Genomic DNA, 15,456 nt, shown 5'->3' with positions numbered 1-15,456 from the left:
TCACCTTGATAACGACTAGAGGGCGCTACTGAATACTGCAGGGGCTTCCCTTTCATTACTGCTTGGCGAGAGGTTGCCCATTGCGCTCGCTTCGTTCGTACTCGTATTCGCCTCGACATAATCTGCCTCGTTCACTTCAATACCATAATAGCTAGATGCTTTATCACTGGCCAGTTTCTTGCGGATATCTAACCCATCAATAGCCCCTGTTGTTGCATAGGCTGAATCGGCTTGTGCTTGCTTAAGCTCAATATCCGCACTCTCAACAGCCGTTGGGCTATCAAGCGGTGCCCATGTGATAGAGATTTCTGTCACAGGTAAACCATCGCTACGCATTAGCATGTCGTAATGGCGCTGTAATAGCTCTTCAAGGTCGTTTGATTGAATGCTCTCAAGCTCTTCGCGATAATTAGCCTCTTCGTATTCCCCCGTTGAGTTAAAGCCTTTCGGTGTTGTGCCTAATAGCTTTGTCGCGGGTACATTGGAAGCTGATGCCACCAGCTGATATTGCGTCATAATGGTGGCGTCTAAATCCGCTAATGACGTATCGAACTGTTGAACTACATCTTCTTTACCTACTGTCTGAACACCGTAATTATCTCTCATCTCAATGAACTCAAGGATATTTTGACGAATAGTCAATTCATCCATTCCCTCAACATCTGCCATACCAATAGTCAGTAAGCGCTTAGTCATTGCCAGTTGTGGCGCTTCATTAGCGGTACGCTCTGATGCATAGACACGCTCATAAATGCGTTCTGGCACTGATACACCAAAGTAGTTGTACATTGGCTTAAGCACGTTAGGAACAGGAAACGGTACAAACTTAATAAAGTGAGACTTGTGATACTTACGCCCACCAATTACATAATAGGTCGGCTCGTAGAAATCCATGCTGGCAGGATCTTGAACATTGGCATCCGTTAAATCAGGTGTTACCCATTGAGGATCAATCTGTTTGATCCCTTTGTACATGCCTTTTGTCACGCCATCGATATTAAACGGGTTTTCGTACCACTCTTTCGGGTTAGATGTCTCAACAACAAATAATGCTAAACGACCGCCATATACTCTCCCAAAATGAACCAACTCTTTCAGTTGGTGTGTAATACGGTATTTTTTATCGCGTTTACGGAGTTTTTTACTGATAGTTCTATCATCGTCATTATCACAATCAATATCGTAACCCTGACGTATCGCATCACGCGCGGGCATATTACAAGCTTTATCAACAAGCCAATGTTTAGCGATAACCGCACACATATTGTTGCCGATAAACATTTGTGAGGCATACCAAGAAGCTTGAGCCTCAGGTACACCGTAAACTTGCTCGCCTTTAAATGAAGGGACATAGCTATCAATGCTATCCATTGCGACGCCATTAATTATAGGCTGGGGTAAGTCCAATCCTTTAAAGTCATTATTAGGAACCAGTGAAGAATATAAATGCGTTGAGAACGCAGACCGTTTGGTTACTTTTTTTATTTCAATTTTTTTCTTACTAAATGGCCACATACTAAGTCCTCTTACGAGAGAAGAAACCGCCTTTTTTCTTCTGATATAAATCACGTAATGCTTGCGTCATCGCATCCACTGTGTCGTCATTGCTAGAGAACGGGAATGTAATGATCTCTTCTACGGTTTCTACAATCCACGGCGCAATGTCTTTGTGGGGGAGCCACACATTTCCAGCCTCCCACTCAGCAGTACACGCATGAGCACGAGCAACCTTGCTACCATCTGGCTCGACGGGAATTAACCCTGAGACGGTTGATTTGAGAGAGTCGATTACAGCAGGGCCATTAGCTTTGTCTTCCACCAGCTTACGTCGCCCTTCAGGGAATTTTTCAGCCAACCATTTCACTGACTTTAAGGTTTCAGTAAAGCTCATGCGTTTTCGAATTTGATACAGTAAATAAGCATTTGCGTCTTTCTTGCCCCATACTTGCCCTACCACATAGTCAGTACCGTCACTATCTTTAAAGGTCATATCCCAACTATGGATAACCTTATCGAATTTTTCAGGCAGGTCTTTCGGTAAGTAATACTGAGCAAATTCTTCGTGGAAAATTTGACCATCACCCGGCTTAGGTGATTGTTGGTACATTGCAGACCAGAAGTAATCACCAATGATTGCTTTTGTCTCAAGGAGTTTGTCAATTGGGTGTAACTCTGGTACCAGTGCTTCCCCTCGCTCATTGATTGCAGGGAATGCAAGCACCTTGGTTTCAGGCGCTTTTTCTTTTAATTGGCCAGACAAATCATCAGTTGCCCACCGAGTGGCCATGATAATTTCACCGCTATTTTTTGATAAACGGGTCTTAAAAGTCGAAACGTACCAGTTCCAAATTGATTTTTTAACAGTCTGGCTAAGCGCTTCTTTTGAGTTCTTTATCGGGTCATCAATAATACCGAGGTCAACTTTCTTACCCGTTAATGGGCCACCTACCCCCGCACAAACATAGCCTCCTTTGTGGTTGGCAAGACCAAACTCATCAGAATTACGTTTAACTGCAATGCCGTTCTCAGGCCTGTTGCCTAACCAAGTTTTAGGAAATAGCACACGATATTCATCGGACATCATAATGCGCTGAACATCGGTATTCATATCACCCGCTAAATCTGAGGAGTACGATAATGCACCAACGCGCATATTTGGGTATTTACCAAAGAAATAGGCTGGCAAATAGCGAGAAACAATATCAGACTTACCATGCTGAGGGGGCGCACTTAAAATTAACTTAGGGCGCTCACCCTTCATCATATTTTCAATAAATATATCTAGCGCATTACATACCGTTTCTGAAAAGTGGCTTGTAATGTATTCAGGGTTTATATACTGAATAAATTCATGCAAACTACGGCGTGCTATCTCCCTTTCGATCTCTTCATCAAACAAACTGAAATCGATATCCATAGTCACACCTAAAATGTAATAAATAGCCCTTTCACCTCAAAATAACAGTGAAATGGAAAGTGAGTTTCTGATAACAAATTAGCAACAAATAAAAAGCCTAAATTCAGGAAGAAGATTTAGGCTTTTATCGGTTTGGCTTTCTTTTTTAATTGAGTTAAAAAGTGAAGGGACGCTTAAGCATCATTATGTTAAATAGAATATATATAAAAAAATAATAGCTGTTTACGTTAGTTGCCCATGGCAGTGCTTATATTTATAGCCACTGTTGCAAGGACATGGGGATAATCTAGATTCAGGAACTGGCACAAGATTCCAATTTTGCCTCCACTTAATTCCTAAATTCAGCATCATCCCTACACTACAATGGATACTGAAACACCCAGTAAACTGATTGTTCTGAATGTTTGTACCAATAGGAGATGCTTTTAGATCCAGCCCCCCCACATTGAAATTAATTTCAGAAATAGTTAACGGAAATTCTAAAAGATCAGGAGCTTTACAATTAAATTTTTCAAAGAATAAATCTTCATTATTAACAACATAAAATTCTATTGAAAGGTAATCACCATTTTCATATTTAATTTCAAGTTTTTTACCACTAGGTGGACATTTAATATCTACAGGCTTTCCTATATTTTCCCAGCAATTCTCCTTCATTATCAAACGTTCTTCTTTCAAAACACTAAGCATTTCTATATTTAATAATAAATAACCATTGTCATCTCGAATCAAAGAAACAACATCATGGTTATCTATCACTAAAGGGCGAGGTGTTTCATAAAAAAAATTTCCACCAATCAATGTTAATATTTTATTTCGTCGCCACTCAAAGTTACCTTTTACTATTTCCGAGTTAGCCTTATTACTTTTAAATTCAATTAATTGTTCATTTGTATAAGCACCACTATCAGCTTTTTTATGATGATGAGTGCATAAAGCTATCATTCCTTCTGCCCTATGGTGATTTTCAACACACCATGGAGGATCAAAATGGTGCCATTCAAGATAAGGATTACCACATCCAGGTACTGGACATCCAAATCCTACTTCTTGTTTGAGTATTTGAATTACACTTTTTGGTGGATTTCTATTCATTAAAAAATCATCCAGTCAATATGCAAGTAAAATTATTTTAATAATAAATGCTAACCTTATCACTTATCATAAATAATACTAAATATATTATTCATTAATATAATGTACTTTCTATAATATAAGTAATTCATTTAATACTTTATTTTTGCCTCAACTGCATGAGTTGCTCTAAGCTCAAATGGCTAAGGTCAATGCCTGTTGTTTGAACAGGCCCACCATCTGCACCCGTTAATTCCGTCTTGTTCTTTAGCATACCTAAATGCTGTGCAACCATCTTAAGCGCTTCATCTTGATTACGAGTAATAACCTCAACACCAAACTTACCTTCTTTCACGCCAGCAAATACTCGACGCGCTGGCCCTGTTAAATCACGCGTATCATGAAAGTACGCACGGCCAATACCAGCACCGTTACAACGAGGGCAATCAGGATTTGGATCTAATGTTTCATCGTAACCGTAACCGCCCTCATCTTGTGGAGGCGGTTTCTTTGCTACGACTGCTTTTTTAATAGCATCTTCAAACTCTATTGAATCACGCCACTGGTAATTGAAACCAAAGCCCCAGCAATGACGGCAACATAATCGTCGGTATTCGGTCAACTCGTTAACATCTGCCGTTGCGATATCCCACCATATTTTTAATACAGCATCTTGGGTTATCTCTGTTCTGCGTTCCCGTTCTGCTAATGCGTCTGTGATTGCTCGTGAAACCTTAGCATTTCTTAGCATGCGAGTAGCATTTACATAAGCTGTATTTCCTTCGCCTTTATAACCGGCTCGCTTATATGCTCCTGTTCGATTTAAGTCGATAAGGTATTCACTAACAAATTTACTCTGTTGTTCTGTTAGCCCGTAATTGCGCAGACTAAAGGTGTTTTCATCATCGTGCGCATTACTTGATTCATTACTCTGCGCATCTGGTATATCACTATTGCGCATTGACTCTTTTGCGCATTCTTTTTTCTGCGCAGTGCGCAATTTCTTGTGCGCAGTTTTTTGCGCATTCTGCACACTGGATATTTTGATATATCGTCGAGCTGTTGCGTAGTTTAGTTCCTTTAGTTCACACCACTCTTTAGGGGATATTCCTGTTATAGCATGTTCGGCGAGGAACTGTTGTTGTAGCATCCCCCAATCCGGTTTTGCCATTGTGTTTATCTCCTTAGCCTATTAAAAAGCCCATTCGTTAAAATAAGCTTTGTAATGAGTTATATTGACTTGCTAAACGTTAATTTAAGGAATGTATTAATGAAGATTAGTAAAATAATTGAACCAATAAATAGATATGCCGAAAAATTAAATGATTTTTTTGATGAAGTACCATCAATTAGTAAAAGAATTAGTATCATAGTATCAAACTTGGCAGCTTATACAGTAGTAAATGGTTTAATTCTCCTTATAACAATCAGGGCATCATGTAAATATCCTAAGCTACAAGTTAACCCATATGATGTAAGTGCTATTCTTATCGCTATGCTATTTTTTTTCTTTATCAATGATGTCTTTACTAATCACTTTCCGATAAAACCCCAAAAAAATGAGAAATTCACTTTAAAATTAGTTTTCATATATATATATGTTTTGCTCTAGGTTCAATGCTTATCACATGGTTATATGTTGCTTCTATTTATCAGCCATTAATCTCAATGCCTGATAGTATTTTTGAATGCACATCATAAATTAATAATCAACGTTACACTCTGTTCTCACGTACTCCTGCAACCCTTTAATCACTTGCTCTGACTCTGCAATTCGTTCTCGGAGTAACCAATAATTTCGGATAGCGGTGTCAGTAGGTCGGGCGGTGGTTGCATCATCCATGCCGGAGGTGGTAGCACCTTCGGATTTTGGACATTCGGCTTTGATGTACACCCGCTCAGGATTACGCTCACTAAGATCACGCAAGCGATTAATTTCATTCTTTGCATTAACTAGCTCCTGTGTGTGTCTTGTATCAAGTTGATTTAGTCGCTCTACACGGGCTTGATAATAAACATTGATAGCCTTTTGCTCTTCGAGTGTGGTAGTCAGTTCTTTGTTATTTTCTACCAGTATGTTAATTTTTTTAGCTTGTGTATTAATCAGCACACACCCACCAGCAACAATCCCCACTATCACAACAACAATGTAAAATTTCCAATACTTCATAATTAGTACCGATGATGTGAGAGAGCTACCTGACAGCGTTTTTCTAAACTGGCTTTATCGTTAACACATGAATTATCAATTGAGAGATAAATGCCACCAGCAACCGAGATGAGTAATGTAAGAATAAAACCGACGATGATGATTAAAGACTTCCATTGCATAATGCTGACTCCGCCTCTCTACGACTGACCAACCCTCGCCACACCTTTCCACCAGCATAAACCCAGCGTTTCATTTCTTCACAAGCGCCATTCTGATCACCAGCATTTAATTTCTTAAGCAATGTAGAGCGTGCAAAAGCCGTGGTACCCACATTAAAAGCAAAGGAATATAGAGAAGCTTTTGTTTTATCATCGACCGGCACTTTAACCAGGATATCAACTTGCTGTTGCGTTCTGATAAAGTCTTTCTGTAGTAATTCGTCACACTCTTGTTGTGTATAGGTCTTTCCTTGAATAATGTCGTTTCCAGTATGGCCATAACAAACCGTCAGAATTCCAGCAACATCGCGGTAAGGTTCATAACGCACGCCCTCAAAATAACCAATCACTGTTAGTGCAATACTTACAGCGCCAGCACTCGCAACAGCAGTCACTTTTTGTTTTAGGTTCATTAGATGTCCTTTTTAGCTTTAGTCAGCATCTCACCGACTATTTTTTCGATTTCTCGCGGATCACTAGAACAATTTCGATGAACCAATTCAGCAAATAATGCTGTTCGTTTTCGCTGTTCTCGTCGTGTCATCAAATAAGTTGCTAATCCAAGAAGCATGCTAAATCCCATCCCTATTACAAATCCCCATTCATACAATGAGAGACTTGCAAAAAAGGCAGTTAAGCCAGCCGTTCCGTAGGTAGCATTGGTTAATTTGTCCATGCGCATATACACCCCCTACGGAGTGTCCAGTTTTTTAATTAATATTTTTTAATCTAACTCGTTGAATAAATACTAAATAAAAGTATTCATTTTATTGGAAGAATTATTAAATTTATTTAATGATATGTGATTTTAGATATATGGAAGTTAGAATGACATATGTATGATGATTCATAATATTAACTTACAATATAACAAATAATGGGGCGAACATGACTGAAAATAAAACTTCCGCAATAAAATTTTATAATGAAATAGTGAAACCAACTGTCGATGATTTTCTACATGAAAGAACAAGCATAAGAAAAGGGTTTCTTGCAGCAATTGTCATTAATCACATAAAAGACTATCTATATGATAATTACGGCAAAAAAGACATTAAAACTAAAATAAATGCAAGCTTATATGCTGAATGCCCACATTTAAACACTATTAGCGATATTTGTAATGCTGCTAAACACCATGTACTAAGCAATAAAAGATCCGTTATAAAATCATCTGAGCAAGTTTCTCAAACTAATATTCCTAGTTTATTTGAAGTTCCATTTGGTGAGGGAGGATTCTCAGAAGCTAGTGAAGTATTTATTGTTCTAGATAAAACGAACGAAAATATCCACTATTACCACTTACCAACAATAGTAACATCTGCAGTAAATTTCTGGGAAACCAAGTTAAATCAATAAAAAACTAATACATGATATTTACTATTTGATATAAACGAAAAACCCAGCGCTTAGGCTGGGTTAGTTGGTCACTGTATAAAAACGGCAACTTATACTTAAATAGTGGATCATTGGCTCAAAGAAGTCAACACGTTCTTACTATTATTTTTACTTTTCCACTCTTTTTCTCGTTTTTTAAATGCATCTTTTAAATATGGGTAAATTAAATATTCTGCTGAACTAATTATGTCCTCAATTTCTCTTCTGCATGTAGACATAGAAGGTTTTCTATATTCTACCGTTCTATTGCGTCTAATCATTTGGCGCGGTTTCACGATATGGTGATAATAACGAGCAATAGCGCGATCTGAGCTACCAAAGGCATAACGCAGTAATAAGAGCGTAAACGCTATTCTGTCTATGTGATAAATTTTATCGACCACTTTAGCGATCAACATACCATCGTCGTCATTACACATTTCTCGCTCAGGGTAATCACGCTTTTCTACTGTCGCCATAAATTCAGCAATAATGCTACTTTGCCTTTTTTCTATTCTCCCTGAATATACCCATGCTCCAAATTTTGACAACCACGGCTGAATCCATGCGACCTGAACATCATCAAGCCTTAACCCATCAGATATACTCTTTATACTCGACATGCTCGTAACTCCATTACTTCTTGCTTAGTCTGTTCTAATAACTCAATCTCACTACCATGAATTTCTTGCCATGATTTAGGTGAAGCATGAAAACCGGTTTCATAACATGCTCTATGATGAGGTGGGCATAGCGGTAAAACCTCTGTATGACTAGCTCGCTGTGCCATTCCCTGCCCTGTTCTAACATGGTGTATTTCCGCTCTACTTGCCCCAAGCCCCATATTGCGGCAACAAATACAACCCAGTTCCGCTACATCTGATAGCCACTGTCTTTCTTCTTTGGTCTTTGATTTGATCATTGGTCTTACCTCTATGTGAAACTTAATAATTGAGATACTGTATTTTCTACAGCTTTTTGAGTGGGGAATTGCTGACGAAGGATAAAATTCCAAAGCACATCGAGTGTGGCTTTGTAGAGTTCGCTAAATGCTAAGTCATCCATATTTGCAAAGCTGATTGATTTAGCGACACGACGTAAACTACCGTCAGGCATTTCAAACGTATCGTAATAACCGGCTTGTTCTACAACCCAATAGCGAAAAGCATCAAATGATTTTGTTGCTGAGATATTTTGTGCACGATTTTGTGCGACTTCTTCTAGATAGATATCGGATGCTGATAAGAGCGCGTCAGCATTATCCGTGTAACATGAAAGGAATGTGATATAACCACGCACGAGCTCTTTTTCTTCTGGTGAAATGGTACCGCCAACTGGTTCCCAATATTCATAGCCTAAGTTGAGTAATGCGAAGTATTTACGATGAAATCGAGGGTTACGAGCTTTCTTAAAATTAGCTGAAAGCACATCACCACACTTGATTTTTGAATGCAGAAAATCTCTCGTAACAGGGTTAGCCGGTACAAGAGTATCGTTAGGCATTTTGATAAAGCTATGCTGTGCCATACTTGACTCTCAGTTGACACAGCAAATATTTAGGATTGGGTGTTCAGGCCAATGAATTAAATTATATCACGTAATTTTAATTTACTCATCACTAATGATTAATATTAAAAACTTAAACATTTAATTTATTTCTAGCTTGATTGACAAATTTTTCATACAAATAATAACAAGATGAACTGGTTGAATTTAATTCTTTTATCTGTTTAATAATATACTCAGGGAGATGGTACTCTCCTTTATAGCGATCTGGGATGCATGATAAAAATTTAACATTTCCCCCAGCCACACCAGTATAGATTCCAATTTTATTACTAAAATCCTTTAATTTTTGTATAAAACTATTTTTTGCAGTTTCTAATTCTTCATCTAAGAATTTATGTTCTACATTATCAAATACAATTATTACATCTTCTAAATTCTTTATTATATCTCCATAAAAACTATTACCAAAATCATGAGACTGTAATAGGTCTATTGAAGAACTATTAGCTGGTAGCATTGTTATAAATTTAGAAAAAAGTTTTTGATCAACTTCGTTTTGCTTCTCTCGCTTAGGTTTATCTATTTTATAACAGTATATTTTGTATACTACATTATGTAGTAAAGCTACTGTTATTAAAGAAAATCCCCAAATATAATCGGCGGAACCAGATTGAAAGTCTGATAATTTTAACAACTCTCCACTATTTAGATTAAAAGTATTAATAAGCCAATTATAAAAAACCACTTTTAGTGGCATAGGCGCTAATATGATAGTAATACCTACACCAATAACCAATCGAGTTATTTTATTTGAAAAATCAGGGAAAATTATTTTTTTTAATAAAATATCCTTTAGTTCTTTTTTATTAAACACACTAACTCCATACAATCTATTAAGATAAAATTTGAATGTATTCTAATGATTCATAGTAATTAATAAAAGCTAATTTATTATGATTTCTAATTTTAACTCACGCTCTCCTTGTGTAATCCAACATTCAGCTCTGCCACTGAGACAACATTCAGCTACTATACTAATAGTTATTCATTACACTTCTTACAACGCCCCATGCCAATAATTCAATCTATCTCTAAAAAACTCCCGATGTACCTCTGGTAACTTTTCAATTTCCACCAGCACTCGTGATATTCTTCTGACCACAAAGCTCGATTGTGAGGTTAGTCATCAGGCAAATAAGAACGCCTAAACATAATTACCTCGTCAATTTTTGTGGCTTAACCTTAGGTTGATAAGGTGCTTTTATTCTCGCTCTTGCTGATGCATGGAGGCGATCAATATGACACTGTGTATGGTCTAACCCATCGTCGGGTAATATGAGGTGATTATCACGAACGAGAGATTCGTGAGTAAGAGAGTCTTTAATTGTCATGGTCTTGCCTATAATGTTTTATTTAATAACTTGGTCGAGCCCTAATTAACTTATCTAAAATGCTTCTGTAGCTTGTTGTCCTTTTCGTGCATAGCTTTTTCTATTGTCATTTCCTTTAAATGACAACCTTTCCGCCTCCCCCTTACTAATATTTTTAATATAAGAACTCACCAACTGAGCATAAGCGGTACCAGTATTTCCATCACGATTTAATCTGAGAAGAATTTCCATTAGCGATTTATCAGCATTATCGTTGTAAACAGCATCACGATATAAACCAATCCATACATCACAATCTTGCTCAATTTGCCCTGTATCACGGCTATCAGCGGGTGTTGGTCGTTTATCTGCCCTATCTTCCAATTTACGGTTAAGTTGGGTTAATAACAGGACAACGCAATCCATTTCTTTTGCTAGATTTTTTAACCCCGTAGTAATATCACCATATGCAATATCACGACGTTCAGCCTGCCCAGCTTTGATAAGAGTCAGGTAATCAATCGCTATTAAGCCTATTTGCCCTTTAGCTCGTTTAACCTTGCGACATTCAGCGATGATATGGTTAAGATCAATACCAGGAGTGCTATCGATATACATATTCGATTCTGCAATCTCTTTTGCTCTGGCTAATGCCCTAGCCATTTCCATATCATCATGTGTACCTGTATAAAAAATATCTGCAGATACATCGCCTTCTTGAGAGATCATTCGTTCAATGATCCCACGGTCTGTCATTTCAAGGCTGAAAAGCAATGTGGGTAACTGGTGGTTTAATGCAAAGTGAGTTGCAACACGATTATAAAATGCGGTTTTACCCATTTTGGGTCTTGCACCAACAACAATTAATGATCCTCTTAATGCCTGCTTAGGAGCCATTAACTCATCCAGTGACTCTATACCCAAAGTAAAACCCACCGCATTTTTAGGATCACTAAAGCGCCTATCAACATCATCAAGCCAATCTCCAACAACATCTAGAGCAGGCCTTAAACCTTTGCTTTTTCCTGTTTTCGCATGTTCTACAATGCTTGATACAACCTGCTGAACATTTGATAGTTTATTGTTGATATCAAGACCATCATTCGCCATTAGCATTTCAACGCAGGTATTCAGGTTGTTGATAGCATAACGCTGTATCGCCTTGTCTCGTACAATCCGAGCGTAGTTCACAATGTTAGCAACTGAGGGTAATCTACAAAGTTCCGCTATGTAGGCAAATCCCCCAACTTTTTCTAAATCACCACTACGAGTTAAAGAATCACTAACTGTAATAACATCTGTTGGGTAGTCAGATTTTATTAACTTAACAATCTCTGTAAAAATTCGACTGTGAGGTCTTGAATAAAATGATCCTGATTTAACTAGTGATATCACATGTTGACGCTTATCTTCGTCAGTGCTGATCATCAAGCCACCTAGTACAGCCTGCTCTGCTTCAAGATTGTATGGAGGGGTGAAATAATCATTTGTCATTAGCACGTTCCTCCTTGACCGCAACATAACAACGTTCCGTAATTAAATAATCTAAATTTTTACGTCGCCATGTACCCCCTCGCCCATTATCTCGATCCTTCATCATCCATCGACAATTACTGGCAATATACGATAAATAATTTTCCCAGCGCTCTTGATTGAATTTAAATTTTATCCAGAAATTTCTTAGCTTCCGTTTACGCTCATCAGTCATCACTTTAATAGCTGGCATATCAGACAAAATATCGTGATATGAATTAATAATATTTTCATAATTCAATTTAATTTTTGATGACGATTTTTTGTCGTCAGGTTCTCCTGACGTACCATCAGTAATATCTGTAGTAATATATGTAGTAATCTCTGTAGGATCGAACTGCGGATTTGTTTCATCGCCACCGTCAGTTTTGTCTTGTCGCGGTCGTTCATTTTGTTGTTCCGCGAAATCACTATTGTGACTTTCCCCAGTTGCGCTTTGCGCATTTGGGGCATTTTCAATAGGTTGTGACATGACATAATCTAATTTTTCACAGTCAATTAGATAATAAATCTTATGCTCTAAGCGTTTATTAGTCTCAACCAGAATACCTCTGCTAACTAAATGCTTTCTAGCCGTAAGCTGTTCTCGGTAGCTTAAACCCGTCTCAGATTCAATTTCTTCTGATGTTTTATAAACACCTAATTTAGAGTCAGCTTTATCCTGCCAATAAAATATTTGGCTAAAAAATATTACTGCATTTACACTGCCCAAACGTTTTACTAACCCAGGGAAATAAGCAACTGGACGTCCAAAGTCTAATAACAAATCAGATGCTCTCACTTTACACCCCCAGTGCTTTAGCAATATTACGGCAAGCATTTTGGTACTGCTCAGGGGTTAAATTCTTCGACAGTAATTTTTGTTTTTGCTTTTCATACTGTTCCCAAACTAACAACGCAATAACACGTCTACCCTCAAAGATATCCCTAATTTCTGATATATGGGCAGGTTTATCATTCAGCATAAACCCATTACGGTATGTAATTTTTTCAGTTGATCTAATCATTGGTCTTGCCTCTTGAATTAATGCACGCTGGTCGGGCGTGATATCTCATTTAATGCACGTACTACATTGTTTATTTGGTGTGACATGTCACGACCTTCTAATAAGATTTCAGTCATAGCATCAGCAAAACGCTGAATAGCCACGGTTGCTAAATAGTTTTTCGTATCTCCACGTACTCGAGCTAACCTCGAAGCCGGTAGTGCCATTTCTATCGCTGGCATTAACTCCGCAATCTTTCTTTGAGATGCGCGAGAATCACCTCTTAACCAGCGAAATATCTGTTGCCGGTTATTATTGATTGCTTTCCAGTCGGCCTTACCCGTTTGATCCTCAATGGCATATAATCGACCATGTTCTTGATTAACCACTAATCGTAAGTAAGCTCGACTAATCTCAATGGCAACATGTTCTTGCCCTTGTTCTACCGCCCAATCTTCAATTTCAGCTCTGATAATGTTGATATCAAAATTCATTTTTGCGTCTCCTGTCGCTAAAAAATTGATTACGCATAATCAGTTTTTTAATTTGATACCTGTAATACTGATGATGATTTAGGAAGCCCATCAAACTGATTTGGATAAATTTCTGGCGCAATCTCATGAGGTGTCACTTGCCAATTTAAGCATTCACATAGGCTTAAAACCTTTGGAGCAGGAACACCATTTTTGAACCATAAATGCACTGTTTGAGGCTTCGTATTTAATCGTCGAGCAATCTCTGATTGGCTCGCTAGATTGATAATTTTGTTTTTTATACAAGGTGTCATTGTTTTCTCCTTTTTGAATTACAAGTTAATCTTACAGTCAAACACGCAACAATATCAAGTTTTTCTTGAAGTGATCCCTACAAGGAAAGCTTGTAATATAATTTTATGAAAAAGAATCCGAATGAAGTATCAGCTACACGTATTAGCCAAATACTAACCGAGCGAAACTGGTCTCAATCAGAATTAGCTCGTAGGCTCGGTGTTAGCCCTCAATCAGTGCAATTTTGGGTGAGCGGTAAAACAGCACCCAGGGGTAATAATTTAACAGCATTGTCTAGTATCTCAGGATATCCAGAACATTGGTTTTTTATGAGTGATGTTTCAACTGAAGTAATGAATAAGCCAGTTGTCCGTAAGAGTGATTCTTATCTTGTTGAACTACTTGATATAGAAGCAAGCGCAGGCCCTGGCATTATTAATAAAAATGAATTTATTGAAACAATTAGAGCTATTGAATATACATCTGATGAAGCACTCCGTTTATTTGGCAACAGACCTAGTGCTAATATAAAAATGATCACTGTGGTTGGTGATAGTATGCAAAATACTATTGAACCAGGAGACCAAGTTTTCATAGATGTTCACATAGATTATTTTGATGGTGATGGCATTTACGTTTTCATTTTTGGTCAAACATTGCACATTAAAAGACTTCAAATGATAAAGAATAAATTAACCGTTATCTCTGATAATCCCAATTACCGAGATTGGGATATTGGTAAAGAAGATGAAGACCAATTCTTCATTTTTGGTAAAGTCCTCCTCAGTCAATCTAGAACATACAAGCGTTACGCTTAAAATCCTTTCATAAAATTCAAATTAAATTACAGGAGCTTAATAGCTCTTGTAATTTTTTACACACATAATTACAAGAATTATTTGTAAAATAAACTTGCAATATTCAATTTTAACTTGTAGATTTACTAACAACAAAAACAACACAGCAAGTGTTTAGGTAAGTGTTCAGACCTTCTTATTCAGCACTAGGGAATATTTCAGACCAAAGCTACAAAGACATGACCATGACAGCTCGGAAAGACGAGCAATAAGTTACAGATGTAAAAAAACCCACCGAAGTGGGTTCCTTTACCTCGGGTCGCCGACCAAAGCTAACCGAGAGTTCTACTAGCGCGACCAAACGCTAGAAGAGGCAAGACCAATGATAAATCACTGATCGCAGTTATTTTAAAGGAGTTGCTATGAAAGCACAACCTGAAAGCCTAACCGTCACACTCTATATTCACGCTCAAAAACAGTTCGATGGTTCTTACCAATATAACGCCTACGCATTTAAAGCAGATCCTAATGATGGACTAGGTTTCGTTATTGCAGAACACACTGTTGATGTTCCTTTTAAAGAGCCAACTCAAACTGATCTCGTTCACGCTGAAATTGATTTTCTACGCCATGAGCAAGAAAAAATTCTTTCTGATGCCCAAGTGAAATCAAGCTTGTTAGAAGATCAAATCCAAATGTTACTTTGCTTGGAAGGCAAACCCATTTCGAAAACTGACGAAGAAATCCCTTATTAAG

General features: G+C 37.6%; 22 protein-coding genes. 4 read left to right on the top strand and 18 right to left on the bottom strand.

Annotated features, from left to right (window positions below; all coding sequences use genetic code 11):
* Nucleotides 1-15: 15 nt before the first annotated feature.
* The 4 genes from F1325_RS06925 to F1325_RS06910 all read right to left on the bottom strand — a co-directional run bounded on the left by F1325_RS06925 (nt 16) and on the right by F1325_RS06910 (nt 5,162).
* Nucleotides 16-1,515, bottom strand: coding sequence for a phage portal protein (locus F1325_RS06925; RefSeq protein WP_160230178.1), 1,500 nt, complete (start codon nt 1,513-1,515; stop codon nt 16-18).
* Nucleotide 1,516: 1 nt separating this feature from the next.
* The gene (gene terL, locus F1325_RS06920; protein ID WP_160230177.1) at nt 1,517-2,917 is read right to left on the bottom strand and encodes a phage terminase large subunit; all 1,401 of its coding nucleotides are present in this window, start codon (nt 2,915-2,917) and stop codon (nt 1,517-1,519) included.
* Between the two features lie 222 nt (nt 2,918-3,139).
* Complete coding sequence (locus F1325_RS06915; protein WP_160230176.1) at nt 3,140-4,012, bottom strand: SEC-C metal-binding domain-containing protein; 873 nt, start codon at nt 4,010-4,012, stop codon at nt 3,140-3,142.
* A 139-nt stretch (nt 4,013-4,151) separates the two neighbouring features.
* Complete coding sequence (locus F1325_RS06910) at nt 4,152-5,162, bottom strand: terminase small subunit (protein WP_160230175.1); 1,011 nt, start codon at nt 5,160-5,162, stop codon at nt 4,152-4,154.
* A gap of 99 nt (nt 5,163-5,261) precedes the next feature.
* Between F1325_RS06910 and F1325_RS06905 the strand changes: the two genes are divergently transcribed.
* A complete protein-coding gene (locus tag F1325_RS06905) occupies nt 5,262-5,603 on the top strand; it encodes a hypothetical protein (protein WP_160230174.1) in 342 nt (113 codons plus the stop codon).
* A 90-nt stretch (nt 5,604-5,693) separates the two neighbouring features.
* Here F1325_RS06905 and F1325_RS06900 read toward each other — a convergent pair whose 3' ends face one another.
* From F1325_RS06900 to F1325_RS06890, 4 genes are read right to left on the bottom strand one after another with little or no spacing between them, the layout of a single operon-like run.
* Nucleotides 5,694-6,161, bottom strand: a complete 468-nt coding sequence (locus F1325_RS06900) for a lysis protein (RefSeq protein WP_160230173.1) — start codon at nt 6,159-6,161, stop codon at nt 5,694-5,696.
* Nucleotides 6,162-6,163: 2 nt separating this feature from the next.
* Complete coding sequence (locus tag F1325_RS19155; RefSeq protein WP_167514938.1) at nt 6,164-6,322, bottom strand: hypothetical protein; 159 nt, start codon at nt 6,320-6,322, stop codon at nt 6,164-6,166.
* Nucleotides 6,304-6,774, bottom strand: coding sequence for a lysozyme (locus F1325_RS06895; protein WP_104836572.1), 471 nt, complete (start codon nt 6,772-6,774; stop codon nt 6,304-6,306). Before F1325_RS06895 ends, F1325_RS19155 begins: the two co-directional genes overlap by 19 nt.
* Nucleotides 6,774-7,043, bottom strand: a complete 270-nt coding sequence (locus F1325_RS06890) for a hypothetical protein (protein WP_004250558.1) — start codon at nt 7,041-7,043, stop codon at nt 6,774-6,776. The genes F1325_RS06895 and F1325_RS06890 overlap by 1 nt, the downstream gene beginning before the upstream one ends.
* A gap of 206 nt (nt 7,044-7,249) precedes the next feature.
* Here F1325_RS06890 and F1325_RS06885 point away from each other — a divergent pair, with 206 nt between their 5' ends.
* Entirely contained in the window at nt 7,250-7,720 is a 471-nt protein-coding gene (locus tag F1325_RS06885; RefSeq protein ID WP_160230172.1) for a hypothetical protein, read from the top strand.
* A gap of 107 nt (nt 7,721-7,827) precedes the next feature.
* Here F1325_RS06885 and F1325_RS06880 read toward each other — a convergent pair whose 3' ends face one another.
* The 10 genes from F1325_RS06880 to F1325_RS06835 all read right to left on the bottom strand — a co-directional run bounded on the left by F1325_RS06880 (nt 7,828) and on the right by F1325_RS06835 (nt 13,923).
* The gene (locus tag F1325_RS06880) at nt 7,828-8,361 is read right to left on the bottom strand and encodes an antiterminator Q family protein (RefSeq protein ID WP_160230171.1); all 534 of its coding nucleotides are present in this window, start codon (nt 8,359-8,361) and stop codon (nt 7,828-7,830) included.
* Complete coding sequence (locus F1325_RS06875) at nt 8,349-8,660, bottom strand: Ref family recombination enhancement nuclease (RefSeq protein WP_160230170.1); 312 nt, start codon at nt 8,658-8,660, stop codon at nt 8,349-8,351. Before F1325_RS06875 ends, F1325_RS06880 begins: the two co-directional genes overlap by 13 nt.
* An 11-nt stretch (nt 8,661-8,671) precedes the next feature.
* The gene (locus F1325_RS06870) at nt 8,672-9,265 is read right to left on the bottom strand and encodes a DUF1367 family protein (protein ID WP_160230169.1); all 594 of its coding nucleotides are present in this window, start codon (nt 9,263-9,265) and stop codon (nt 8,672-8,674) included.
* Nucleotides 9,266-9,377: 112 nt separating this feature from the next.
* Nucleotides 9,378-10,121, bottom strand: a complete 744-nt coding sequence (locus tag F1325_RS06865; protein WP_160230168.1) for a hypothetical protein — start codon at nt 10,119-10,121, stop codon at nt 9,378-9,380.
* A gap of 340 nt (nt 10,122-10,461) precedes the next feature.
* Entirely contained in the window at nt 10,462-10,638 is a 177-nt protein-coding gene (locus tag F1325_RS06860) for a palmdelphin (RefSeq protein WP_160230167.1), read from the bottom strand.
* Nucleotides 10,639-10,692: 54 nt separating this feature from the next.
* Nucleotides 10,693-12,111, bottom strand: a complete 1,419-nt coding sequence (locus F1325_RS06855) for a replicative DNA helicase (protein WP_160230166.1) — start codon at nt 12,109-12,111, stop codon at nt 10,693-10,695.
* Nucleotides 12,101-12,931 (bottom strand): replication protein, encoded by an 831-nt coding sequence (locus F1325_RS06850; RefSeq protein WP_160230165.1) that lies wholly within the window; start codon nt 12,929-12,931, stop codon nt 12,101-12,103. The genes F1325_RS06855 and F1325_RS06850 overlap by 11 nt, the downstream gene beginning before the upstream one ends.
* 1 nt (nt 12,932) lies before the next feature.
* Nucleotides 12,933-13,157, bottom strand: a complete 225-nt coding sequence (locus F1325_RS06845) for a hypothetical protein (protein WP_103004846.1) — start codon at nt 13,155-13,157, stop codon at nt 12,933-12,935.
* A gap of 17 nt (nt 13,158-13,174) precedes the next feature.
* On the bottom strand, nt 13,175-13,630 hold the full coding sequence (locus F1325_RS06840; protein WP_049257326.1) for a toxin YdaT family protein: 456 nt from the start codon (nt 13,628-13,630) through the stop codon (nt 13,175-13,177).
* A gap of 47 nt (nt 13,631-13,677) precedes the next feature.
* A complete protein-coding gene (locus F1325_RS06835; protein WP_098943545.1) occupies nt 13,678-13,923 on the bottom strand; it encodes a transcriptional regulator in 246 nt (81 codons plus the stop codon).
* A gap of 105 nt (nt 13,924-14,028) precedes the next feature.
* Between F1325_RS06835 and F1325_RS06830 the strand changes: the two genes are divergently transcribed.
* On the top strand, nt 14,029-14,721 hold the full coding sequence (locus F1325_RS06830; protein ID WP_160230164.1) for a S24 family peptidase: 693 nt from the start codon (nt 14,029-14,031) through the stop codon (nt 14,719-14,721).
* Nucleotides 14,722-15,122: 401 nt separating this feature from the next.
* Nucleotides 15,123-15,455, top strand: coding sequence for a hypothetical protein (locus F1325_RS06825; protein ID WP_160230163.1), 333 nt, complete (start codon nt 15,123-15,125; stop codon nt 15,453-15,455).
* Nucleotide 15,456 lies beyond the last annotated feature (1 nt).

Source organism: Proteus columbae, from assembly GCF_009914335.1.
GTDB lineage: Bacteria > Pseudomonadota > Gammaproteobacteria > Enterobacterales > Enterobacteriaceae > Proteus.
The sequence above is the reverse complement of the archived record's forward strand: the minus strand, read 5'-3'. Positions and strand labels throughout refer to the sequence as shown.

Bases quoted from the DNA above. Each gene is read 5' to 3' on its own strand.
- F1325_RS06895 (WP_104836572.1), bottom strand. From the start codon at position 6,774: ATGAACCTAAAACAAAAAGTGACTGCTGTTGCGAGTGCTGGCGCTGTA.
- F1325_RS06860 (WP_160230167.1), bottom strand. From the start codon at position 10,638: ATGACAATTAAAGACTCTCTTACTCACGAATCTCTCGTTCGTGATAAT.
- F1325_RS06835 (WP_098943545.1), bottom strand. From the start codon at position 13,923: ATGACACCTTGTATAAAAAACAAAATTATCAATCTAGCGAGCCAATCA.
- F1325_RS06905 (WP_160230174.1), top strand. From the start codon at position 5,262: ATGAAGATTAGTAAAATAATTGAACCAATAAATAGATATGCCGAAAAA.
- F1325_RS06900 (WP_160230173.1), bottom strand. From the start codon at position 6,161: ATGAAGTATTGGAAATTTTACATTGTTGTTGTGATAGTGGGGATTGTT.
- F1325_RS06840 (WP_049257326.1), bottom strand. From the start codon at position 13,630: ATGAATTTTGATATCAACATTATCAGAGCTGAAATTGAAGATTGGGCG.
- F1325_RS06870 (WP_160230169.1), bottom strand. From the start codon at position 9,265: ATGGCACAGCATAGCTTTATCAAAATGCCTAACGATACTCTTGTACCG.
- F1325_RS06910 (WP_160230175.1), bottom strand. From the start codon at position 5,162: ATGGCAAAACCGGATTGGGGGATGCTACAACAACAGTTCCTCGCCGAA.
- F1325_RS19155 (WP_167514938.1), bottom strand. From the start codon at position 6,322: ATGCAATGGAAGTCTTTAATCATCATCGTCGGTTTTATTCTTACATTA.
- F1325_RS06825 (WP_160230163.1), top strand. From the start codon at position 15,123: ATGAAAGCACAACCTGAAAGCCTAACCGTCACACTCTATATTCACGCT.
- F1325_RS06890 (WP_004250558.1), bottom strand. From the start codon at position 7,043: ATGCGCATGGACAAATTAACCAATGCTACCTACGGAACGGCTGGCTTA.
- F1325_RS06885 (WP_160230172.1), top strand. From the start codon at position 7,250: ATGACTGAAAATAAAACTTCCGCAATAAAATTTTATAATGAAATAGTG.
- F1325_RS06880 (WP_160230171.1), bottom strand. From the start codon at position 8,361: ATGTCGAGTATAAAGAGTATATCTGATGGGTTAAGGCTTGATGATGTT.
- F1325_RS06875 (WP_160230170.1), bottom strand. From the start codon at position 8,660: ATGATCAAATCAAAGACCAAAGAAGAAAGACAGTGGCTATCAGATGTA.
- F1325_RS06830 (WP_160230164.1), top strand. From the start codon at position 14,029: ATGAAAAAGAATCCGAATGAAGTATCAGCTACACGTATTAGCCAAATA.
- F1325_RS06855 (WP_160230166.1), bottom strand. From the start codon at position 12,111: ATGACAAATGATTATTTCACCCCTCCATACAATCTTGAAGCAGAGCAG.
- F1325_RS06925 (WP_160230178.1), bottom strand. From the start codon at position 1,515: ATGTGGCCATTTAGTAAGAAAAAAATTGAAATAAAAAAAGTAACCAAA.
- F1325_RS06915 (WP_160230176.1), bottom strand. From the start codon at position 4,012: ATGAATAGAAATCCACCAAAAAGTGTAATTCAAATACTCAAACAAGAA.
- terL (WP_160230177.1), bottom strand. From the start codon at position 2,917: ATGGATATCGATTTCAGTTTGTTTGATGAAGAGATCGAAAGGGAGATA.
- F1325_RS06845 (WP_103004846.1), bottom strand. From the start codon at position 13,157: ATGATTAGATCAACTGAAAAAATTACATACCGTAATGGGTTTATGCTG.